The 23711-nt window shown below is 49.1% G+C and carries 17 protein-coding genes and 2 pseudogenes; 17 read left to right on the forward strand and 2 right to left on the reverse strand.

Annotation, left to right across the window (positions count from 1 at the left end; genetic code table 11):
- Window positions 1–526: 526 nt before the first annotated feature.
- From ACYZTR_RS10245 to ACYZTR_RS10310, 14 genes are all read left to right on the forward strand, one after another.
- Complete coding sequence (locus ACYZTR_RS10245; RefSeq protein ID WP_461978533.1) at window positions 527–1444, forward strand: amidohydrolase family protein; 918 nt, start codon at window positions 527–529, stop codon at window positions 1442–1444.
- 11 nt (window positions 1445–1455) lie between these two features.
- Complete coding sequence (locus ACYZTR_RS10250) at window positions 1456–2430, forward strand: alpha/beta hydrolase family protein (protein ID WP_461978535.1); 975 nt, start codon at window positions 1456–1458, stop codon at window positions 2428–2430.
- Between the two features lie 266 nt (window positions 2431–2696).
- The gene (locus ACYZTR_RS10255) at window positions 2697–3692 is read left to right on the forward strand and encodes a GlxA family transcriptional regulator (protein ID WP_461978537.1); all 996 of its coding nucleotides are present in this window, start codon (window positions 2697–2699) and stop codon (window positions 3690–3692) included.
- Window positions 3693–4734: 1042 nt separating this feature from the next.
- On the forward strand, window positions 4735–5685 hold the full coding sequence (locus ACYZTR_RS10260) for a GlxA family transcriptional regulator (protein WP_461978539.1): 951 nt from the start codon (window positions 4735–4737) through the stop codon (window positions 5683–5685).
- Between the two features lie 618 nt (window positions 5686–6303).
- Window positions 6304–7902 carry a putative bifunctional diguanylate cyclase/phosphodiesterase gene (locus tag ACYZTR_RS10265; protein WP_461978541.1) on the forward strand — a complete coding sequence of 533 codons (1599 nt, stop codon included), beginning with the start codon at window positions 6304–6306 and terminating at the stop codon, window positions 7900–7902.
- Between the two features lie 81 nt (window positions 7903–7983).
- Window positions 7984–8778 (forward strand): CheR family methyltransferase, encoded by a 795-nt coding sequence (locus tag ACYZTR_RS10270; RefSeq protein WP_461978543.1) that lies wholly within the window; start codon window positions 7984–7986, stop codon window positions 8776–8778.
- Window positions 8779–8975: 197 nt separating this feature from the next.
- Window positions 8976–9995: a chemotaxis protein CheW gene (locus tag ACYZTR_RS10275; RefSeq protein WP_461978545.1), complete on the forward strand. Its 1020-nt coding sequence runs from the start codon at window positions 8976–8978 to the stop codon at window positions 9993–9995.
- A 1169-nt stretch (window positions 9996–11164) separates the two neighbouring features.
- On the forward strand, window positions 11165–11824 hold the full coding sequence (locus ACYZTR_RS10280; RefSeq protein ID WP_461979644.1) for an ABC transporter permease: 660 nt from the start codon (window positions 11165–11167) through the stop codon (window positions 11822–11824).
- Between the two features lie 59 nt (window positions 11825–11883).
- The gene (locus ACYZTR_RS10285; protein WP_461978547.1) at window positions 11884–13080 is read left to right on the forward strand and encodes an ABC transporter ATP-binding protein; all 1197 of its coding nucleotides are present in this window, start codon (window positions 11884–11886) and stop codon (window positions 13078–13080) included.
- Window positions 13081–13093: 13 nt separating this feature from the next.
- On the forward strand, window positions 13094–13807 hold the full coding sequence (locus ACYZTR_RS10290) for an ABC transporter permease (protein ID WP_461979646.1): 714 nt from the start codon (window positions 13094–13096) through the stop codon (window positions 13805–13807).
- A gap of 37 nt (window positions 13808–13844) precedes the next feature.
- Entirely contained in the window at window positions 13845–14732 is an 888-nt protein-coding gene (locus ACYZTR_RS10295) for a glycine betaine ABC transporter substrate-binding protein (protein ID WP_461978549.1), read from the forward strand.
- 113 nt (window positions 14733–14845) lie between these two features.
- Window positions 14846–15667 (forward strand): nitrilase-related carbon-nitrogen hydrolase, encoded by an 822-nt coding sequence (locus tag ACYZTR_RS10300; protein WP_461978551.1) that lies wholly within the window; start codon window positions 14846–14848, stop codon window positions 15665–15667.
- 209 nt (window positions 15668–15876) lie between these two features.
- Window positions 15877–17019 carry a hypothetical protein gene (locus ACYZTR_RS10305; protein WP_461979648.1) on the forward strand — a complete coding sequence of 381 codons (1143 nt, stop codon included), beginning with the start codon at window positions 15877–15879 and terminating at the stop codon, window positions 17017–17019.
- 128 nt (window positions 17020–17147) lie between these two features.
- A complete protein-coding gene (locus ACYZTR_RS10310) occupies window positions 17148–19097 on the forward strand; it encodes a methyl-accepting chemotaxis protein (RefSeq protein ID WP_461978553.1) in 1950 nt (649 codons plus the stop codon).
- A 98-nt stretch (window positions 19098–19195) separates the two neighbouring features.
- Here the strand turns inward: ACYZTR_RS10310 and ACYZTR_RS10315 are convergent, their stop codons facing one another.
- Window positions 19196–20179 (reverse strand): GlxA family transcriptional regulator, encoded by a 984-nt coding sequence (locus tag ACYZTR_RS10315; RefSeq protein ID WP_461978555.1) that lies wholly within the window; start codon window positions 20177–20179, stop codon window positions 19196–19198.
- A 135-nt stretch (window positions 20180–20314) separates the two neighbouring features.
- On the opposite strand from ACYZTR_RS10315, the gene ACYZTR_RS10320 reads away from it, so the two are divergent.
- From ACYZTR_RS10320 to ACYZTR_RS10330, 3 genes and pseudogenes are all read left to right on the forward strand, one after another.
- Complete coding sequence (locus tag ACYZTR_RS10320; RefSeq protein WP_461978557.1) at window positions 20315–21187, forward strand: alpha/beta hydrolase; 873 nt, start codon at window positions 20315–20317, stop codon at window positions 21185–21187.
- A gap of 73 nt (window positions 21188–21260) precedes the next feature.
- Window positions 21261–22592, forward strand: a complete 1332-nt coding sequence (locus ACYZTR_RS10325) for an MmgE/PrpD family protein (protein WP_461978559.1) — start codon at window positions 21261–21263, stop codon at window positions 22590–22592.
- Window positions 22593–22734: 142 nt separating this feature from the next.
- Window positions 22735–23391, forward strand: a pseudogene (locus ACYZTR_RS10330) (transposase); the annotation flags it as partial.
- A gap of 38 nt (window positions 23392–23429) precedes the next feature.
- Here ACYZTR_RS10330 and ACYZTR_RS10335 read toward each other — a convergent pair.
- Window positions 23430–23663: pseudogene (locus ACYZTR_RS10335) on the reverse strand (transposase domain-containing protein); the annotation flags it as partial.
- Window positions 23664–23711 lie beyond the last annotated feature (48 nt).

Here is a 23711-nt window from a genome sequence, read left to right on the forward strand (position 1 = left end):
GGCTTGGAGGGAGAGAAGCGTGTTTGCGGTGAAGCTTCTAATCAAGTACATCAACGCAAACGAAAATAGGTTTAGGGACACAGGAAATCTGTTGTCTGCCTTCGCCCAATCTGTCGAACACGTAACTGGGAGCCGATCGGTACCGTGCTGTTGAACCTGAATCGAGAGCAACAGGTTGAGAAAAGAGCGGCATAGACGGTTGACGCGACAACTACCTTGAAAAACGCGGCCTTCGGGCGTCCAGGGCACGACGAATAACGGAAAATACCATCCCAATCTGAGGGGCGATCCCTTTAGATTGCACATCTTCACGCGACGGATCACTTACGCTCGCCTGATGCCAACTGCTGGCGATCCCTCGAAAAGCCCTTGAGCATTATGCTAGAAACAGCGTTCTCGCCTTGAGAAGCGACTGTGCTCACGAAATCGCACACGGCGAAATTTTGATACTACACGTCGAGTTAACGGGAGCGACAAAGCGGCAATGACGATTATTGTTTTCACACAAAAGCAGGAAACAATGATCATGAAGCCTTCGACCAAAAGAATTGACAGTCACGTTCATTTTTACACCTCGGAAGATCTTGATCGGGTGGCTGGGTCGTTACCCTATACGTTGCCTGAGCCGCATCCTCTTACAGCTTATTTGGATAAACTCATCGATGGCGGAATTGCCCCGACGATCATTAACAATGTTCATCTAAGTATCCTGCCGGACTCAGAGAATGTTTTTGCTTCATTTGACGAACTCGCGAGACTCAAAGCGGCCAATCCTTTGCGTTATGGGGATGTCAGACTGGTTGGGACGATCAAGGCGGAACCCGATTACGCCTCAAAAGAACGTCTCGCGCACCCGCAGGTCGTTGGTGCCAGAATCGTGCTGCACGATGCAAGGCCTGAGACGGTTTCCGATACGCGCTTCAGTGATGAGCAATGGTCAGCGTTTTACGCGCGTTTGCTGCCGCACCAGCATCTGCACATATATGCGAAAGAAGCAGAGACCAATTTGCGCGTACTGCGGCAGATCCCTTGCGACGTGCGAGTCATCATCGATCATCTAGGCAGCTGTCACAGCGAGCGTGGTGCCGTAGAGCCTGCTTACCTTGCGCTGCTCGCTGAAGCGGGACGACGAGGCAACGTGTGGTTCAAGGGCCCGGGTTATCGCACCTCCGTCCGGCCCGAGGAGACCGCTCGTTTCGTTGTGCAGATTGTTCGCGCAGTCGGAGCAGACAAAATTCTGCTAGAAGCCACCGATGCACCTCATGTTGGAACTTGCAACAACAGTGTGCGGTATTCCGACATTTTTGATTTGCCAAAAACGTTTAGTTTTGTTGACTCCGTTGCACATCAAGTTTCTACCGAAACCAAAATTCCTGTTAGTCGACTGCTCCGTGGAGCCGCCGATCAATTGGTAAATTCATATATGCCCACTGTCCCACTTTGAGATATTTAGCGATGACAAACATTACAACAAAAGAAATCAAATTTTACGTAAATTACGGAGGTGAAGTTCTCCCTCTCAACGGTACTGTCTTTGAACCGGAAGAAATCGACGCGGCGTCTCGCAAACTTCCACCCGTCGTCTTCAACTCCGGTTTTACGGGCGGCGTATCAATGTACGGTCAGCTCTTCGGTCGCGCCCTCGCAGCTCGGGGTTACCGAGTAATGACTTACGATGTTGCCGGTTTTTTCAACAACAAACAGATCCGTAATACCCTCCAAGCCGGCGATATCGTCATCACCAATGTCAGTCTAGAAGACCAGAAAGACGAAGTACTTGGTGCCGTACAATGGGTGCGGGACAATTTTGGCGAGATGCCTGTGGTCGCGTCCTGGGCGATGGGAGCGGTGGCAAGCCTAGGCGCAGTGGCTGAGCTTGCCGCTGCAGGCATTGAGCAGATCAGGTTTTGGGTGCCGATGAGCTATACCAACATCCGCCAGCTGCAAACCTTACGTGCAGACAAGCAGGCCGCCGACGCAGCGATTCTGCACCTCCCGGATGAAGCGCCTATCTCGCCATTCGACACCGGCACTGCAGCGACTGCGCTGGGATATTACCCTCTTGACCCTGAGACTCAGGCATATGTTGATCAGCAGCTGGGCGGTTATACCGAAGCCGGCGGCGCTGACCGTTGGCCTGGCTGCACCCACGTGACAGCCAAGTCCTATAAATCGTATGTGGCATATGACCCGGAGCAGTCCATTGAAGGCGCTAAAGGTTTTCCGCCGGCCCTGATTATCCACGGCGCCGAGAACACCCTGCATATGCCTTCAGAGTCCGAGCGTCTGCACCGGCACTATCCAGGTGATGCGGGCCCGAGTGCGCTGATCATTCCGCATATGCAACATGGTCAGCAGAATCAAGCCGAAAACCCTGTGTTCGAGTCTATGATTCAAAGCATGGACGAGGCCATTCGCGCGCGCGGTTAATTCGCACGCGATTATCCTGTAAGACCTCTTAAGGGGTCTTACAGCGATCTCAAGCGTCGTGGCGCATATCCTGACGACCTTTCCCGGTCAGTCCCCCCGTTTCGTGAATGTTGGCCCGAATAGTTGGGTTCGTTCGCTGTCTGAAAAATTCTATCTGGCTGTCTGCGCGACCAAGTCCTAACGTAGCGCGTCTAAAGCCATTCCTTCAGGTAGGCTTAAGCTGTGTTAACTCAACGGCTGGAACCAGCCCTAACAAGGATCTGGCAATGACATCTCCCAGTGAATCGGCGACTTCTGTAAAAAGTCATATTACCAAGCGAATTGGGCTGCTCATTTTTCCTCAGTTTTCGATGATGGCGCTGGCAGGAGCAAGCGAGCCGTTACGGGCCGCCAATCGACTTTCTGGCAAAACGCTGTATGAGTGGAGCCTTCTCACTGAATCTGGCGGGCCGGTCAACTCCAGTAGTGGTTTCGAGATCCAAACCATACCGATTGATCAAGCGCCCGATCTTGATCGCGTGTTTGTACTGGCGGGTTTGGAGATCCAACATCAGAAACCACCAAAAATGCTGCGCTTTTTACAACGCGCAGCGGCTCGGGGGAAAACCATTGGCGCGCTGAGTACCGGTACTTTCATACTTGCACGTGCTGGATTACTGGAAGGGAAGCGGTGCACTTTACATTGGGAGTCCATCGGTCAATTTTCCGAAGAGTTTCCCACTATCGAGGTCACCAAGGAGCTGTACGTCAACCACGGAAACCGGTGGACATGTGCAGGCGGGACGGCGGCAATTGATCTCATGCTGGCACAAATTGCCTTTGATTTTGGCAATCAGCTCGCTGCCAGCATCGCCGAGCAATTTTTGCACACAAGAATAAGAGCCCCTGAAGAACTTCAGCGCATGTCAATTCAGTGGCGATTTGGGATTCATGATAAACGCCTGACCGCTGCCATTGCTTTCATGGATGATAATCTGGAGAAACCCGTAGGCATCGAGGAAATCGCAGATCGGTGCAATTTGTCGCATCGTCAATTGGAGCGATTGTGGCACCAGTATTTTGGGATACCCCCGAAGAAATTTTATCTTGAGCTCAGATTAAATGAAGCACGTCGATTGCTTCGTGAAAGTAATCTCTCCATTGCGTCCATCGCCTATAGCTGCGGTTTCGTCTCATCGTCGCATCTGGGTGCCGCTTATCGCCAGATGTGGGAATGCACGCCCAGCGAAGAGCGGCGGAAATTTGATGAAGCCCATTCCTAATAGCAATCACTGATCGCGTTGGCAGCTATGTGTTAGTCCCTAAACGCGTCTACAAGGCAACCCTCCACCAAACCTTTTAGCAAGCTAATGTTATGTCCGACAACAGCCTGGCATTGAAATTTTGGTGATGCTGTATCTTCGATTTTTTGACCTCGTTTGATGACGCATACTGCGGGTTCTTACGTCGATTTCACGACAGAACTCATCGACGTGAAGGCTCAATCTTCGGGCGTGACATAATTAAAGTTGGAAAGAAAGGCTGTTCATGCGGTCTAGTCAGTTTTTGAACTACAACGGTTTGAGTCGCTGGCACGAATCTCCAGTCAGTTGCTGACACCTATCTCATATGAATATCAGGTTGGTATAACTTCATTCGCTACGGGTGTCAAACCATGAAGCGCCTTTGGATTTCTTACTAGGATGTCATGGCGTAGCACTTCGTCTGGCGGCCATACGGCCAACATATTCAGGAGGTCCATAGAGTGCGCCTCGATGTGGGCCGGCGTTGGGGTATAGCTACGGGGCACTTGCTCGGGAAACAAGCGCTCATCTAGACATACGTGTGCATGGCAATCCGCAGCGCCGGCTGGCAAAGCAAAGATAGGTGGCCGAGGCTTCGGATCTGCCGCCGCGCAACAGATGCTCTCAGTAGATTGGGCACTCTTCATTATTAAATCTATCTCGCGGTTCTACAGGTAAAAACCGGTTCAGAAGTTAGGCTATGATCTCGGCTTGAGCGAAGTTTTTCGACAGCCATTGTACGATACATGCGGAATACATCTAGAACTTCAAATTGTCATTTAGTATTCAGCCGGTCCGGCGTACCGCAGGATATGTAAGAATTAGGTAGCGGGCACGCAACAAGCGCTCTTCTTCTACTTATGAAGGTAGTCTTCGGCACAGTGGTGGATCTGCAGCGGGGTGCGTACGAAGCTATTGTATCGAGGGATTCAGTAGTAATGCCATATGACATTGGGTCGGCATATGATGCGTGAGCTCGGATATCATAAAAGCAACAAAAGCGACTTCAGAGAACCTATTTATGACAGCTGCAATTCGAACCTTCGGTTTTATGCTGTTCCCGGGGTTTTCCATGCTCTCTTTTGCCGCGGCGATTGAACCATTGCGCATCGCCAATCGTATGAGCGGGAAAACTCTCTATCGTTGGGAGTTGTTGACCCGCGACGATACTCGAGTGCTTGCCAGCAATTATCTACCATTTTCTCCCACCTTAGATTTGCGTCATGCCGACACGCTCGATGCATTATTCCTTGTGGCGGGAATCGCCACAGATCAATTCGATTCTGAGGACATGCGCACATGGTTACACCAGCATAATGATGGTCAACGCCTCATCGGGTCGATATCAACCGGTAGCCTGTTGTTGGCCCGGGCCGGCTTGCTTGATCGCAGGCGTTGTACTATTCACTGGGAAAACCACCAAAGTCTTCTGGAAGAACACACAGATGCTATTGTTACCGGCAAATTATTTGAAGAGGACGGTCGTATCTGGACTTGTTCCGGAGGAGTCGCTGGTGTAGATATGATGCTGCACTTGATTCGCCATCAACATGATCAGTCGTTGATGCACCAGGTCGCCGAGCAATGTGTACATTCCAGTATTCGCAATTCCCATGACAACCAACGAATGTCAATTGAGAGCCGGCTGAACATTCACAATCCAAAACTGATAAGCGCCATCATGCTGATGCAGAATCATCTTGAAGGCGTGTTGGCCTGCGAGGATATTGCGCGGTTGGTGGGATTGTCATATCGTCAGATGCAACGGCTTTTCGGCGAGCAGTTGCAGATGACACCTTCGCAGTACTACCTCAAGCTACGCTTAGAACGAGCCCGCGAATTGCTGACCAGTTCTTCGTTACCCATTCTGGAAGTCGCCTTGGCGTGTGGCTTTTCTACTACTTCGCATTTTGCCCGGTGCCACCGAGAAATGTTCGGGGTTACGCCTCGGCAACTGCGCAAGGACCGTTAGCTGACGTACCGTTTTAACGCATGGCTCGATCAGCTGGATGTTGTGATTTTTTGTCATAAATCGGCCAGAAAACGTCGGTTTTGTGGCATTCAAGTCGCTGAAGAGTCTATAGGATCATTTCAGAGCGACCTCTTCGCTACAATAATAAAAGGAGCACAGGCTTGGATTGGCTACGTTATTTCATTGAAAACCTGCCTTCGACTGGCTCCTGTGTAGCACATTGGGAAATGTGCTCTGGCACTAGAAGCAAGTTGGCCACGACCGAATCGTCCCTCCATATTGACACGGCACAAAATCAACTCTTTCCACATACGGTAATATACCCGCAACGAACTACGTGCTCGCTTCGTCATTCGCGCTGCTCAGTGTGATGTCCAAACATGTGAAGTAACAAAGTTAATACGGGATGGCACTCTGAGTGTCATGGATCAACACAAACTCACTTAAGTTTTCTTAATAAGTATCTGCTTGTCTTACGCATACAATACGTGGTCGATGCAAATATGGATGTACTAACCATGGCCATCATTAAGCACGTAAGCAGGATTCGCGGTATTAGTTAACCACACATCGCGCAAGCGTATAAAAATAAAAGGTGCGGTGAAAAATGAAAAATAGGTGCGTGATCGTAAAAAATTGTGTGATGAGTGCTTTTTTTTACTGGTCGGATTTATGAGCCTAGACTTGCTAGAGAGCGTAATAACTGACTCGCATGGCGTTTATTTGTTTGCATTGGAGTCTGTTTATATAGCTGGTTTTAAGGGTGCAGTAAATATAATTACATTCTATCCAAAGCCGTTACTGGCAACAGCAGTTGCTTTTTTATCAGTGATTAATTCTTGCATGTTTTTTTGGTTTTTTTGTAGGTCGAGATCTGCTTGTAAGTTGAATTTTGACTCAAGTCAAGATGAGCTTACGGGGCTGCCTAATCGAAATGTTCTCGAAAAGTGTTTGGCGGAGGCCTGTAAACTTTCAATAAGAGATAAGAGAAACTTGGCGATTTTGTTTGTTGATCTTGACGAATTCAAACCTATCAACGATTCATTGGGCCATCTTTTTGGCGACCAAGTTCTTCTTGAAGTTGCACGAAGAATGCAGCGCGCCCTACGCCCCGGTGATACTGTGGTTCGGATGGGAGGAGATGAATTTATCGTAATATTGCCGAGCTTGACTTGCGAAGAGGAAGTCATACCTGTCATCGAGGGAATATTGTCTGAAATGTCTAGGGTTTACACTTTAGAGAAAGTAAATTTGCACCTAAGCGCAAGTATTGGAGTCGCGCTGAGTGACGGTAAAATTGATAAACCGATGCGGCTCATACAACAAGCAGATCTCGCTATGTATAAGGCTAAACAAGAAGGACGTAACAACTATCAATGGTTCAAAAGCGACTTGGATAAGGATGCCTCGGATCGCATGACTTTGCGTAGCGAGATCCAACAAGCGGTCATGGGGCTCGAGTTTGAATTATATTACCAACCACAATTTGATTGTGGTAATGGACAAGTTGTAGGGGTTGAGGCCCTTATACGTTGGAGGCATGCTCAGCATGGTTACATCTCGCCTGATAAATTTATCCCTGTTGCTGAAAGTACCGGTCAAATTATCGCAATAAGTGAATGGGTATTGGAAGCGGCTTGTAAGCATGCTCGTATTTTAAAAGATGCCGGTTTTAATAATGTGGTTACGGCAATTAATATTTCGCCTGTCTTATTTCAAAGGTGCGACTTGTACGCGATGGTTGAATCCGCACTGCTAAGACACGGGATAAGTGGCAGGCAAATAGAGCTGGAAATTACAGAAAGTGTAATGTTGCACTCTCCTGATAGGGTTATCGAGATCCTACATGATCTTAAACGACTTGAAGTGAGCTTGGCAGTTGACGATTTTGGGACGGGCTACTCTTGCCTGAGCTATCTGAAGCTGCTTCCAATAAATAAAATAAAGATTGATCGCTCTTTTATTTCTGACGTTGTTGAAAATCCTCGTGACGCTGCGATCACGAAGGGGATAATTGCGATTGCTCAGCATCTGAGTTTTAAAGTCACCGCTGAAGGTGTTGAAACTGAAGCTCAAGTAGCATTCCTAAATGACAATTGTTGTGACGAACTGCAAGGATATTATTTTGCAAGGCCAATGCCGTTTTCTGAACTTGTAGAAATGTTGAAGGCCGCTCCAATGGCTGGCAAGATGTTTCGCCAAAAAAGAATTGGTTAGTGCTGCTCGGATACAAATATTTTCTTTGTGTTATTCACCAAAAGCAGGATTTCACTTTTAACACTTTAAGGAATAGTTGTCTTGACTGTAGCGCTGTTGGAAGATCATGATTTTAAGAAGATACAATCTTGGTTGCTTCGTAAAAGAGGAGTTCATCTACCAGCCACCAAAAAAACATGGGTTGCTGCCAGACTGTTTCGGAGATTGAAGTACTATCGTTTCACTTGTTATGGCGATTATTTACGAATGTTAAGAAGTGCAGAGTACGATGAAGAGTCGCAGTTCGCGTTAGATTTATTAAGTAATAGAGATACTTGTTTTTTTCGCGAATATCAGCAATTTGTATTTTTACGGGAAAAAATTCTTCCCGGTGTAAATACGCGCCAGCTGGTAAGAGTCTGGAGCGCGGCCTGCTCGACTGGTGAAGAATCGTTCAGTCTGGCAATGACGTTAGCAGAGGGGCTATTAGGTCTTCCTTGGGAAATAATTGGATCGGATATTAGTACACATGCGTTAACAATCGCTCGCGAGGGCTGCTATTCGCTTACCCACGCCCGCACAATTCCGAAGGAAATAATGGCAGGTCACTGTGAAATGCGGGGGGGGGACTTTCGTGTTGATCCGGACTTATGCAAGCGTGTGAATTTTATGCGAATTGATCTTACTGCTCCTCTGCCCGATATCGGTGAATTTGACGTCATTTTTTTACGTAATGTCATGATGCATTTTGACCAAGAGACTAAACGCCAAGTGGTCTCACAAATGCTACGCGTGCTGAAGCCTGGTGGTTATTTTGTTATCAGCAGTTCAGAGAGCCTTAGAGGCATCACTGCTGAATTACAGCTAGTAGCGACGTCGATTTACAAAAAGCACTGAGCAAGGTGAAAGAAAAAACGTAGTGCCACGGGCTTCCATCGCCTAGCCGCAATCTCCAAGATACATTTCCGCAGCCAGTGATGCGCTGGATCAGCATCCACTCGGGGCGAAACAACGGTTTGCCCATAATAAATTTGGGGTGACTATTTTTTATTTAATCCCTGCTTGCTATTTTCATCTATCAACATGGTTATCGAATGAATTTAACTGCGAATATACAGATTGCTTTGGTATTGATCGGATTAGTGGTGTTAGGTGCCGGGATGCTGTTTGTCACCGTGCGATTTTATGTTCGTAAATTTCGCCAGTCTAAGGACTTACCTGTCGGGTGTAAAAATAGCGCAATTGCGACGCCAGACATTAATATATTTGAAGTGCTGCAGTCTGTGCGTAGTAACCTGCAGAATTCTAAAAAGCTTCTACATCAGATGAAGCTGATAAATATCAATGATGCGTCAGCTCGTTCGGTATTGCCGCGCGCGCTAAGCTTCGATAAAAATGCCAATGTGAGTTTGCCTATCAATCTCGTCGGGGGATGCGGCGCAGCCGAACATGCTCATCTGAAAAAAACTGGAGATACCGCTAGCCCGGTAGATACGGAAATTCTGGAACAACGTATTGAAAAAATCGCAAGAGAGGTGTGTGGATTGGACGAGGCACTTCAACGACTGCAGATAGAAAGGCAGAATATAAGTCTTACTGCTCCTTCAGTTAAGATGGAGCATATATCATGTTCACCGTTACTACTTCGCCAATACCTTCCTTTTTTTCTAGGAAAAGAGCTGTTTGCAGTAAGTTTGAGTGCGGTCCAGGAGATTTTGCAGGCTAGAAAGCTTGTTATTGAACTGGGCGCTTCAGGAAGAGTCCGCAACGCAATCAATTTACGTGGCTCAGTGATCCCAGTGATCGATCTGAATAAATATTTCGGCGGCGAGGTAACCAATATTTCTCGGAATACCCTCGTCATCATCCTCCTGCTGAGCTATGAGGGGAATCAACATAGGGTTGGAATTAAGGTAGAGGGTGTTAGCAAAATATTAAAGGTTGACCCTGAAGAGATCGAACAAGAGCTCGATAAAACCACGGATATTCGCAATCGCTTTACGATCGGGCATTTTAAGACACAACATTCTTCGATCACATTGCTCGATATCACTCAATGGTTCGCGTTGAAAAAAATACCTAACCTGGACCACCGGAGTGCGTCACAAGAATGAGGCCTTTCGGCGAACCTGTCGTGTTGTTGTGTATTAGCGAATGGCATCCATACGTTCGCGGCCTTCGCATAGAGATCAGATATTTCAGAGTCAGAGATTACCTTCAGCGATCTCAGCCTACCGGTAATGTTAGGACTGCACTTATCGTTCAAGAGGGTAGCGGCAATCGGTGCCGTATCAACCGTACCTCTGAACAAAAACCCCAGTGCTGCGCAGTCATATATGCATCGACAAAAGCGAAGTTCTAGGGCAAGAGATAGGTGGCGTTTTGTGCATCAACATGGTGCGTACGGTGCGTCTTCCGCCATGGGTGAAAGTGGACTAGGCTCAAGATCACCCCCTCTCCAGAGCCTCGGCAATCATGGAGATCAAATCGCAATCGGTTATGGCGGCAGACGGAAACTGCCTCGGTGTAGGTTCCTATCATCGCACCGCGACGGGCGTTGATTCATACCCCCAAGATCGGCGTAGTCGCCATGGCACTGCCAGCTTGCGCGCACCTTTCGGGAAGCTCCTTTATGCTGCTGATGATCGCCATGCGACCGTCGACTTGAGAGATCAACACCAATGCGGTCGGCGCTTCCGGCCTGGCGTCAAAGACCTGATTAGATCCGGGAGAGCCCACTTAGATCCGCAGGCAGTTTCGGCCTGGATGACCGCACCACCATTGACGATCGCTCGACGATTCGCATGGGCGAAACCGCATTCGACTGGGCGGGGGTACGTAGCGAATGGATTTCCCTCAGTGGCGCATCTTGACATGGCACTTTGCGAGGACCCCATCGGGCCATCGGCGAAAAAATCCAATCCTTTTTTTCGGTCCGAACATCCCTCGAACGAAGCCTTTTTCAATATCTCGGCAGTGAATCCGAAGGGAGGTATTGCTGCTCGACGGTTTGGGGGTGTTTTCTCTATCAGCGACGGCGGGTCAGCTCAAATTGAACATCCTGGCGGCCCACGGACAATTGGGTGGGGGCGGGGCGTCATTGGATCCACGAACTCCCCGGTTTTACAGGGCTAAAATGCAGCTGTGTCGGATTAATTTCGTTAGATGTCGGTATTGTCTCGTTGCAGCTTACGGCGACCGGATATTTTGAATGACCAATACGACGTTGGTCGCGTTTCAGAAGCGGCCATCCAGCCTTAATAACAATTCAAGAGGAGCGGCTTTGGAAACGTTGGTTTTTATCTTCGACAACATCGGAGTGATTGGCAAACTCTCCATCGAACACATCTCTCTGGTGGGTTTGGCGGTGGGCCTTGCAATCATTACCGGAGTACCAATCGGTATTGCGATTACGTTAAACGAGCGAATTGCCGGTTTCGTGCTATATACCGCATCTATCATCATTACTATCCCTTCTATCGCGCTGTTTGGGCTAATGATTCCACTGCTCTCAAAAATTGGTCAGGGTATTGGATATCTTCCAGCGGTCATTGCGGTACTTTTGTATTCGCAGTTGCCAATTATTCGAAACACCTACACCGCGATTAACAATGTTGATCCTAATCTTCGTGAGGCCGCGAGGGGGGTTGGCATGACCCCATTTCAGAGACTCCGATTGGTCGAAATTCCCTTGGCACTTCCGATCATTATGGCCGGCGTTAGAACCGCGGTCGTAATGAACATAGGTGTGATGGCAATCGCGGCTTATATCGGCGCTGGGGGACTCGGGACGCTGATCAGTCGCGGTATTTCGCAAACAGATTCAAGACAGTTGATTGCCGGCGCCCTGGCAGTCAGCGTGCTAGCGGTGCTGGCCGACTATGCACTGCTCTGTATACAACGGAAGCTCACCCCTAAAGGGGTAAGCCAAGCCCCTGGGTAAATCAGAGCACGATTAACACAAGACTAGGCAATTTGCCACACAGGACAGAGAGAATAAAGATGATAAAGCTCGAGCACCTGACCAAGATTTTCGATACGCCGGAAGGCAAGGTAATTGCTGCCGACCATATCGAGATGGAGGTACCGAAAGGTGAAATCTGCGTGCTGCTGGGGCCGTCTGGATGCGGTAAAACCACCACACTGAAAATGATCAACCGCATTGTTCCAGCGAGTTCTGGGCGGGTATTTATCAATGGCGAGGATACTTCTGGCCTTGATACGATCACGCTACGGAGAAATATTGGTTACGTCATTCAGCAAATTGGTCTATTCCCCAATATGACAATTGAGGAAAACATTTGCGTTGTGCCGAAATTGTTGGGATGGGATAAGACTCGCTATCTTGCAAGGGCAGCAGAGTTGCTCGATCTGGTTGCACTTGATCCTCGAACTTTTTTGAAGCGATATCCTAAAGAGCTTTCCGGCGGCCAGCAGCAACGAGTAGGTGTAATCCGGGCTTTGGCAGCGGATCCTCCCGTGATGTTGATGGACGAGCCCTTCGGTGCTATCGATCCGATTAACCGGGAAATAATCCAAGATGAGTTCTTGAAAATGCAACAGGAACTCAAAAAGACAGTGCTGTTCGTCAGTCATGATATAGACGAAGCGGTAAAGATGGCTGACAAAATTGCTATTTTTAATGCCGGTAAGCTAGTGCAATTCAGCTCGCCTGATAACACGTTGGCGAACCCTGCCAATAAGTTTGTCGAAGATTTCGTCGGTACAGATCGAACGCTTAAACGTCTGCGTTTGGTTAAAGTGAAACAGGTAATGAATGCTGCAGGTCCTACGGTTTCTCCGGGTGATGATCTCAAGCATGCGCTTAAACTTATGATAGACCTTGGTCATAACGCAATTACCATGGTTGATAAAAGTAATCGCCCAATTGGCTGCGTATATCGCTCGGTAGCGGAGGCCAAACGTGGAACCTGTGGTGACAATCACTATCCCTTGCGTGCAGTCGTTAATATCAACAATGACTTGAGATCTGTGGCTTCAGTCATGTTCCGATGTGATACCACCTGGATGCCATGTGTCGATGATACCGGCGTGTTTTGCGGAGAAATATCTCAACAGGCGATTATCCAGTGTCTGGATGCTACCTCTCGTGATGAGAAAGTTTGCAGCGTATCTAACGTGCATCTCCATCCCACCACCCTTGAAAATTTCAACCCTCAAGGTGCGTATCGTGGCTAAATCAAAAATACTAATGTTCTTAGTGTTAGCGCTGGTGGGTATGTCAATTTGGGGAGTCATTGGTCTCGACTCAAAAGTTGGCGAAATTGTGTTGAAGTATCATGAAGATATCATCTACCTAAGTCAGCAGCACATGATACTTGCGGCCGTTTCCGGCGGCATGGCTATTGCGATCGGCGTGCCGCTGGGAATTTGGCTTAGTCGCCCCAGTCGGCGCAGATTGGCCGAAGGGATCATGCAGATACTGAATATTGGCACGACTGTCCCTACCTTGGCAGTGCTGGCCCTATCGATGAGTTTTTTGGGACTGGGAGCTAAGCCTGCACTCTTTGCTCTTTGCATTGCATCCCTATTGCCCATTGTACGCAATACGTATGTTGGTCTCTTGGATGTGCCCAACTATCTGAAAGAAGCCGCCAATGGCATGGGCATGACCCCCGCACAAATATTGTTCAGGGTGGAAGTTCCTAATGCACTGTTTGTCATCTTTGCAGGTATCCGCACAGCACTGACCATCAACGTTGGTACGGTGCCTTTAGCCTTCTTGATTGGAGGTGGCGGATTGGGAGAATTGATTTTCACCGGCATTGATCTCGACGAAGTGTCGATGGTTCTCGCTGGCGCTATCCCAACAGCGATTTTGGCTGTTTTGGTAGATATAAGTATTGGAGGAGTTGCTTTCATGATGATACCAAAAGGTGTTAATCCCTTGCGGACCGCTCGCTGATCACAGTATAAAAACATACACAACGAGGCTTTTAGCAATGAAAATAAGAACAGTTCTAAAGTCCATATCCGCACTCTTGCTTGTATCCGTTGCGCTGCATGCGCAAGCTGGAAAGGTGGTTGTCGGCGGCAAAAACTTCACTGAACAACAGATCATGGCGTCGATGACCAGTCAGTACCTTCAATCCAAAGGATTAGAAGTGGATGAACGATCGGGCATGGGGTCCGGTGTCTTGCGGGCAGCACAAGAAAATGGCCAAGTTGATGTTTATTGGGAGTACACCGGTACATCCCTAATAACATTCAATAAAGTCCAAGATCGGCTCAGTCCTGAAGAAGGCTACCGTAAGGTGAAGGAACTCGACGCGGCCAAGGGTTTGGTTTGGTTGCCACCATCCAAAGCGAATAATACCTATGCACTCGCGATGCGCCGTAGTGATGCAGAGTCCAAAGGTATCAAAACCCTAAGCGATCTGGCAAAAGCAGTTCAGGGGGGTTCAGAGCTTCTCCTGGCGTGCAATGCCGAGTTCGCAGAGCGCTCAGATGGCCTTACGCCTTTGCAAAAGGAATATGGATTTAAGTTCCAGCGGTCACAAGTTAAGCGCATGGACTCTGGCCTGACCTATCAGGCGTTGAAAGAAGGGCATGTAAATGTGGCCTTGGTCTTCGCCACTGATGGCCGAGTCCCAGCATTTGACTTGGTTGTTCTTCAAGATGATCGCAAGTTCTTTCCGGACTACGCACTCACTCCAGTAGTTCGTGCTGAGACCTTGAAAACTACGCCCGAATTGGAAAAACTTTTGAATGACTTGTCCAGTCGTCTTGACGACCAAGTTATGTCCAAATTAAATGCGCAGGTAGATGTATCGAAACAAACGATTGAGACTGTCGCGAAGGAATTTCTGCAATCCCAAGGTCTAATTTAGCCCGCGGTTGACTGAGTTCCGGTCCTGGACACTGAATCCATCGCCGGCCCTCTGGGCGTCATGCAGAACACGACCAAAACTCAACTCATTTTCCGACCGTTCCAGGTGCACCAATGAAGACCCTTCGCGTCGCCGCGGCACAAATTGCAGTCGAATTAACCGATATCCAAGGCAATCTGAAAACGCATCAACGACTGATTCGACAAGCTCAGCAAGAAAATGTCGAACTGGTGCTATTTCCGGAGCTTTCATTGACGGGTTACCAACTGCGTCGAAACGTGCCAGCGGTGGCGATGAGTGCATCCGATGAACGTCTTCAGCTTTTGGCTAAAGAGTTTCCGGACATTTTGGTTGTATGTGGCTTTGTCGAACAGGCTGCACCTGGTGAGTTCTACAATTCGATGGCTTGGCTGCACCACGGCGAGGTGTGCTTCGTCCACCGAAAACTCTATTTGCCGACTTACGGAGGTCTTGAGGAAGGCAAACTGTATTCCGCGTCGAAGCATTTGGCCCTTCACGACGCCAAACCAGAGTGGCCTACCGCTACTCTCATCTGCGCCGACTTGTGGAATCCTGGGTTGGTACACGCAGCGATGATGAAACAACCGAGCTTGCTATTGGCTCCCATAAATTCGGCCGATGGGGTGGTATCGGACGATTTTTCGAATCCGCAAGGATGGGCTTTGAATCTGCAGTTTTATGCCATGACATATGGTGTACCGCTGGTCATGGCAAACCGTTGCGATATTGAGTTAGACGCGCATTTCTGGGGGGGGAGCAGAATTCTCGGGCCACGGGGTGAGACCTTAGCTCAGGCCAAGGACGGGGAGCACCTGATCTGGGCTGATTTAGACCTCGAGGCAATTGGTCGGGCTCGTTTCGATTTACCGACTATTCGCGACGCTAATACCCCACTTGTAAAATCTCTACTTTGATTGAGGTACGCCATACGCGTTTTGTAACGAGACCTTAATCAACGTTCTCGAGATGCAACACTAGTTCGGTTTTTCCAAGCCTCCACCAAGATTCAAAAACTGCAAAAGTTAGCGGTGCGGTTTTCTGCGTCTTGACACTTACCATATAAAAAAAGAAAAAAAGGAAACGTAAATTGTACTTTTCAAAAAAACAAAAACTACAATCGTTGATGTTTTTGTCTGTATTTGTATTATTAAATCCGAAAGGTTTTGCGGCGCCGGTAACCGAACATTTGGATATCGGGGGGGCGATACGAGCACGGTTTGATTATGATCCGGACCAAGATATCCAAAAGTTATCCTTTGACACCATCCGGATCGATGCGAAATACAAGTCTGATACTTGGATAGGTGCCGGGTCGTATCGCTGCTATGGTGGATCGTATCCGTATCAATACACCGATAGCATTTGCGACGTAGCGTTTGCCTCGTATGCGTGGATTGGTTACAAGTTTGATCCAACACAACAAGTTCAGGTTGGTCTCAACCAGGTCCCATTTGGTCTGCAGCCTTACTTTGGTACAACTTTTTTCGAAGGCCTGGGTAACGTAATCGGTTTGGAAGATGTGCACAACTTGGGCGTCAAGTACATCAAAGACAGCCCTGACTGGAATTTGCAGGCTGCGTACTATGTCAACGACGGAGGGCAGTGGAAAGGTACCAGTCGTGGGGGGAAATCTTACTCGACTAACGTGGCGGATGCTGACGACTATGTAGTTGACGGTAGTGATAATAAGGAAAAAGATAAACTTGCTCTGCGCTTAACGCGGAAGCTTGATATCGCCGGCTGGGCTTCAGAAGTAGGTGGCTCGGTGTTGACCTCCACCTTGGAGAACAAGGATACCGGTGACAACGGTCGACGTTCCGCATTTGCACTGCACTACAACGGCAAAAATGGTCGCTGGGGCACTGCGCTGCAAGCCACTCGCCAGCAAATGAACGCAGAGAATGCCGGTACGAACAAGACTGTAACTTTCGGTGGTTATGACGGCACGTTCAACGTAGCCGCTAAGGGCAATCTTTACATTGGCCATGTGAGCTATGACGTGCCAGGTACTTACTGGTTGGCATCGGGAGTTCAGGTATACGGTAACTACAGCAGGTTTGATAAATCAGAAAGCTCGTTTAAGGATTCGCAGCGTTTCATAGCTGGTACGTCATTTTCCTTTAAAGATCTTTGGATTGCCGTCGAATGGCTGCATGGGAAAAATGACCCGTACATCGGCGGCAGTAGTTATTCCGAGAGCCTTGGGGTTGGTGGCAGTGATCAGTGGGAAAACCGACTGTATACTAACATCGGCTATTACTTTTGATTTGACTGGCTAGACTCCTCGCATTAATGAAGTTCCCTTTTTGGCCAGCCACAAGCTGGCCCTTTTTTTATTTGTTTTTTGCCGACCATCAAAACCAACTGCGCTCTGTATTAATCAAGGATATCAAGATGAACATTAAACAGAAGTTGACTTTGGCATTCTCTCTCATCGCCTGCATACCAATCATGCTGGTGGCAACCCTCGTAATATTAAATCTCCGTAGCGCAGCAAATGTTGAGTTTGTGAATAGTAGTTCGCGCGAAATTAGGCAAGTTGAAAACGCTATGCTGCTGTTCTTTGATGGCATCAATCAGAATATTGATTATATCGCCAGTCATCCTTTGATTCGAAACGCAGATAGCGGTTTGAAACGCTGGATGAAGACCGATGAATCAAAATTGCCAATGGGTGAGCGAGAACAAAAAATCTACGATTTTTTTACTAGCTTTGCCGGGAGCCACCCAGCATATACATTCATATCGTTGGGAACTATTGATGGTGGCTACGTAAGTTATCCCGAGGATATTAAGTTAACAGATTATGACCCGCGAAATCGCCCTTGGTATCAGACAGCAATGGCAAACCCAGGTAAACCGGTCCGCACTGCCGCATACACTTGGGGCTCTGGAAATGGGGCGGCATTGGTGGGTAGCGTGCGCAGCGTTGCCACAAGTCTGGGCAATCCAGGGGGAGTGATAGGTATCGATGTCTCACTCGGCCAACTCACCAATTCCGTTAAGAATATAAAACTGGGCGTTAGTGGCTACCTCATGTTATTGGAGAACAATGGCACCGTTCTAGTCGACCCCAATCGCCCTGAAAACAACTTCAAGAAGCTCAAAGATCTAGGTGCTGGTTATTCCACATTGGCAACGCAGGAAAGTGGTTTAGTTGAAGTGCAACTAAATGGTGAGCTCTATATGGCGAATGTTTGGCCTTCTGAACAGCTCGGTTGGCGCTTCATTGGGCTAATCCCTAAAAGTGAAGTGATGGGCACTGCTACCAGTTTGACATGGACCATTGTCAGTTTGGCGACGATCCTCACGCTAGTATTTGCCTTTGTGGGCGCAACATTTGCTGGATTAATCGTTAGCCCTATTCGCGCCGTCGCCTCTGGCCTAGAGGGTATAGCGCAAGGAGAGGGCGATCTGACACGATCGTTAAACGTTAAAGGAAAGGATGAAACTGCACAGCTTGCGGGTTGGTTCAATCAATTCGTCGCTACGATCCGCCAGCTGATTTTAAATATCGGCCATGCCGCTAAACAGATCCATCAGACGTCAGGGACCTCTGCCCAAGTTTCAGTAGACATGGCGGAGGCCGCGGGAAGGCAGCGTGAGTCGATCGACATGGTATCTACTGCTTTTCACGAAATGGCCGCTACGGCAAACGAAGTAGCGCGCTCCTGCACTCTAGCCGCCGAATCCGCAGACAATGGGCAAAGACAAACCCATGAAGGTCAAAGGCAAATTGATGCTGCAGTGAAAAATGTCGAGCTATTGCGGGAAGAAATTTCTCAGTCAGCTACTGCCATGCAACTCTTAGAGCAGGACAATAACAACATTCAGGCGATTCTTGGCACGATACGGGCGATCGCTGAGCAAACTAATCTTCTGGCCCTGAACGCGGCCATCGAAGCTGCGCGAGCGGGTGAACAAGGCCGTGGTTTTGCTGTAGTAGCAGATGAAGTGCGAGCTCTCGCGAAACGTACCGCCGAATCAACGGCAGAAATCGACAATCTGCTCAGCAATTTAGTGCTGCGAACACAAAGCATGGGAAAACAAATGCACGCGAATCTGGAGGTGTCACAACTCACTGTCACGAGCATCAATGAGGCAAGTAGCAGCTTCGGGCTGATCCGAGGCTCCGTGGATGTGATCCGCGATATGAATGCGCAAATCGCCACCGCTGCAGAAGAACAGCATCAAGTAGCCGAAGACATCAATCGACATATCAGTCAGATTCAAGGCGACGCGCAGTTGGTAGCAAAACTGGCTGAGTCAGCCCGAGGCGATTCGCATAACCTCGCTAAATTGTCCACTGATCTAAATGGCTTGGTAGAACGCTTTCGGACATGAGGTACAAGTCCGTTACCTATTGATGCAAGGCCCCTGCCTCGAGCTCCACCTGTAACATTGTGTTTGCCCTAGCGTGGACACGAACACCATCAGAGGCTTCATTGCGGTTTTAGCTTGCCCCGATCCTCTCGGGGCAGTTGCCCGAAGCGCTTTCGATAACACTTGGCGAAATATGATGTGGATCCAAATCCGCAGATGCTAGCGACCTCAACGATAGAAAAGCTGGATTGCACGAGTAGAAATCGGGCTCGATCTAGACGCAAATCAAGATAGAAGTGGTTTGGGGTGGTCGATAAGTGTTCTTGAAACAACCGCTCCAGCTGTCGGCTCGAAAGATTAGCGGCTTTGGCAATCTCTTGACTGCTCAACTGCTCATCCAGATGTTCGCGCATCACCTCTATTGCCTTAATCAACCGCGGATTGTTCACATGAAACTTTGATTGTAACGACATACGCTGATTTTCGTGGGCCGGGCGTATATTGGGGTGGATGCACTGTTCGGCGACCGCATGAACCAGGCTTTCACCATGGCGATTACCTATCAGGTACAACATCATATCGAGGCCTGCCAACCCTCCTGAGCAGGTAAGGTACTTACCATCAATCTCATACAGCTCGCCAGTAATATTGAGACGAGGAAACTCTTCCCGAAAACTATCAATATTTTCCCAGTGAATAGTGCAGGTCTGCGTCTTTAATAAACCCGAGCGCGCTAGTAATAAGCTGCCAGTGGAGGTAGCTCCAATATTCAACTTCTGAGCTGACAGGCGTCTAAGCCATTGCTTTGTTACGGGGTCATCGTAAACATGAGCGCCAATTCCGGCGACCACGATCAACGTATCGATATCTTGAAAGTTTTCCAGCTGACGTGAAGGACAAAAACTCATCCCATTGCTGGCGAAGACGGGCTCATTGGTAGCTGTAAATATAAACCATTCATAAAGACTTTTACCGCTCATTCGATTTGCCATTCGTAGTGGCTCAATCGTTGCTGAAAAAGAAAGCATGGAAAAATCAGGTACCAAAAAGAAGCCAATCCGCTCGGTTGGTAGCGTCGCGTCGATACGATCTGCCGTGTCCACTTAATCCCTCGCTCAATACAGTAAACATCAAATTTGGCGGAATTGATCGTTATTATGTCGGTTTTGTTTTATTTTAACTAGGCATAAATCTGGACTATGACTCTATTATTTTTACTGCAAGAAAAGGGCAATGGAATGATCGAGCAGAAAGTAAAATTTAATAGTGACGGTTTTTTGCTTGATGGCGCTTTCTTTATAGACGATTCACACAATCTTCCCGAACTGCCGATCGTAATCGTCTGTTCCGGTTTTACTGGACTAAAACACATTCATCCAGAGCGCTTTGCGCGTGCTCTTACGCCAAAAGGCTTTACAACCTTTGGCTTCGATTACCGAGGGTTTGGCGAAAGTGAAGGCCCGCGTGGAAAAGTCCTATTAGAAGAGCAGGCGCGTGACATCGCCAACGCGGTGGCGTTTGTCAGTGAGCGTGCCAATTTGACAGCATGTAAAATCGTCCTTGCTGGCTGGGGGATGGCCGGTGGTCTAATTTTTGATGCTTTTAAGATCAATCCAAATATTGATGGCCTGGTGGCCATGAACGGCTTCTATGATGCCAAGCGCGTACAAAAGGCACTGCGAGGAGAAAAAGGCTGGCGCGCATTCGTCGATTTTATGGCTTTTGAGCGCTGCCGCCTCACTCGAGGTGGTGAAGCTCACGGTATCAACCCCTTCGTATCTATCCATTGGATTCGCTCAGCCGTCAATACGAAATACGTAAATAACGTCCTGCGTAAAAATACTGACTATGGAGTGACTTCAGCCTTAACGTTTGCTGACTCGTTGATTTCTTTTAATCCGGAAGCAAATCTCGAAGGGTTCGAGAATACGCCTTTGCTTATCGCATATTCAGCAGACAACGCCCTGCATCCGGTAACGGAACCAGAATCACTCTATACCAAATATCCGGGGCCCAAGGCGTTGTTCTTACTGGAGGTTGGTGGGCACACCGAGTGGATGCTCGACGAGAGCCCTTTGTTCAGTAAGTTTTCCAGCGTGATCGGCAACTGAATCAAAGCTAATTGCTAAACGTGCCGAAGTCACAATTGGCTCCCTATTGGGTCTGACGGAATTCAATAACACCATGAATCAGATACAGTTTTTTCTTAAAAATCTCTGTTTTGAAGATTTGCCAAAGCCTGTATTGGAGCAAGCTGGTCGCTGCTTGTACGACTTAATTGGTACTGCGGTTGCGGGCTCGCAAACTCAGCTGTCGGCGGTAATCCATCGTCACGTCGGACAACACTTTTCCGCGCCTACTCGGGGGCCAACTGCGCGCTCGCTTCTCGGCGGAATTCCGCTCAGTGTTGGTGGCGCCGCCCTCGCTGGGGGAATGATGATTGATTCCATCGATGCGCACGACGGCCATCGCCTAACCAAAGGTCATGTTGGGTGCGCTTTACTGCCAACTCTAATCGCAATGCTAGAAGCATCCGACAAGAGCATTACGGGCAGAGAGTTCATTACACTGTTAGTGGCCGGATACGAAATCGGAACCAGGGCGGGGATGGCGTTGCATGCCACGGCCTCGGATTATCATACGTCGGGCGCTTGGAGCGCAGTGAACTGTGCTGCGATTTGCGCGCACTTGCTTGGCGCTGATGCCGATCAGTTTGAGCATGCCATTGGCATTGCGGAATACCATGGTCCTCGCAGTCAGATGATGCGAGGTGTTGATTTTCCAACGATGGTTAAAGACGGCTCCGGCTGGGGCGCAATGGCGGGTGTTTCGGCGGCCTTTCTCGCACTGGATGGTTTTACCGGAGCGCCAGCGCTGACCGTTACTGCGCCCGAAGTAAGTGGGATTTGGAGCACCTTGGGATCGAGCTGGCTCATCATGGATCAGTACTTCAAACCCTACCCTTGCTGCCGATGGATACACCCAGGAATCGATGCAGCCTTAGACCTCATCCAGCGTCATAACATTGATCCTGCCGCTATCCAGACAATTACCGTTTCAACTTTTCACCAGGCGACACGTCTTTATCAGGGGATTCCCATCACGACTGAGCAAGCTCAATATGCCAGCATCTTTCCCATCGCCGTGGCCGTGGTCAATCGCAAGGTTGAAGCTGCTCATCTTGACGGCAGGGGGCTGATCGATCCTGCCGTGTTGGCAATCTGCGCGCGGACCAAGATGGTGGAGGTTGGTTACTACAGTGCCAAGTTTCCGGCTGAACGTTGGGCGCATGTCACCCTGCAACTTACGGACGGCACGCAGCTTGAGTCCGCGCCTCACGCCGCGGTGGGCGATCAAGAGCATCCGCTCTCCGATAGGCGTCTGCAAGACAAGTACTTAGCGCTCACCAAATCGATATGGGGCGAAGAAAAGTCACAGCGTGTCATGACGATGATTTCTGAGATAGGGAGAGAAGGCAGTGACCTATCCCGTTTCTTGAATACTCTTAGGGATTAATCCGCAGGGCAAGGAACAGCCTGCAGACAGTTATTGGTCTGCGGGCGGTCTCGTTCTCTGGCCATTTCGCTCTATGTTGTAGTGGTCTAATGGAGCCGGACACCCATTTAGGCGAGAATGCTCGCCAGATCGAGGTGTCAGAATGACCAAACAACGCCGTTCCTTTTCTGCTGAATTCAAACGCGAGGCTGCCGACCTTGTGCTCAAGCAAAACTATAGCTTCATCGAAGCCAGCCGTTCACTCGGCGTCGGCGAGTCGGCCCTGCGCCGTTGGGTTGACCAGGTTCAGAAGGAACGCCAAGGCGTCACCCCACAGAGCAAAGCACTAACTCCAGAGCAGCAGAAGGTTCAGGAGCTTGAAGCCCGGATCGCCCGCCTTGAACGGGAAAAATCGATACTAAAAAAGGCTACCGCGCTCTTGATGTCGGAAGATCACGAGCGTACGCGCTGATCCATCAGCTGAGCGTCCATGAACCGGTTGATTGTCTGTGCAAAGTGTTTGAGATCAATCGTTCAAGTTACTACGCCCACTGTCTCAAGCGCCGAACGCCGGATGTCGAACGGGTTCGGTTACGCAGCCGGGTGAGCGAGTTGTTTTCACAAAGCCGCAGTGCTGCCGGCAGCCGTAGCATTCTCTCGTTGATGCGTGACGATGGTGAGCAACTCGGTCGGTTCAAAGTACGCAGCTTGATGCGTGAGCTTGACCTCGTGAGTAAACAGCCAGGGTCTCATGCTTATAAACGGGCAACGGTTGGATATCCCGAATATCTTGAATCGGGAGTTCGATGTCCCGTATCCGCTCCATGAACCCCATTTACCGCGAGATAGGGCTTTGGTTTACCGTGGCATCTCTGGCGAGCAGTTCCACGGCAGCAAAGCTTCGTAGTCTTCTACCGACGAGGCATGCGGCAACCGCTCAAGTACATAGCGCAGCCACGTATAAGGCTCTTGGCCGTTGATGTTGGCGGTCTCGACCAAACTGTAGATCTGAGCGCTGGCGGTAGCGCCTTTGGGCATATCACTGAACAGCCATGCCTTACGCCCAATTACAAAAGGTTTGATCGCCCGGTCGGGTAGTCAGACGCGGTCACCCGCGTCCAACCCCCTAAGAACCGTGCA

Source organism: Pseudomonas sp. Hz4, from assembly GCF_054898165.1.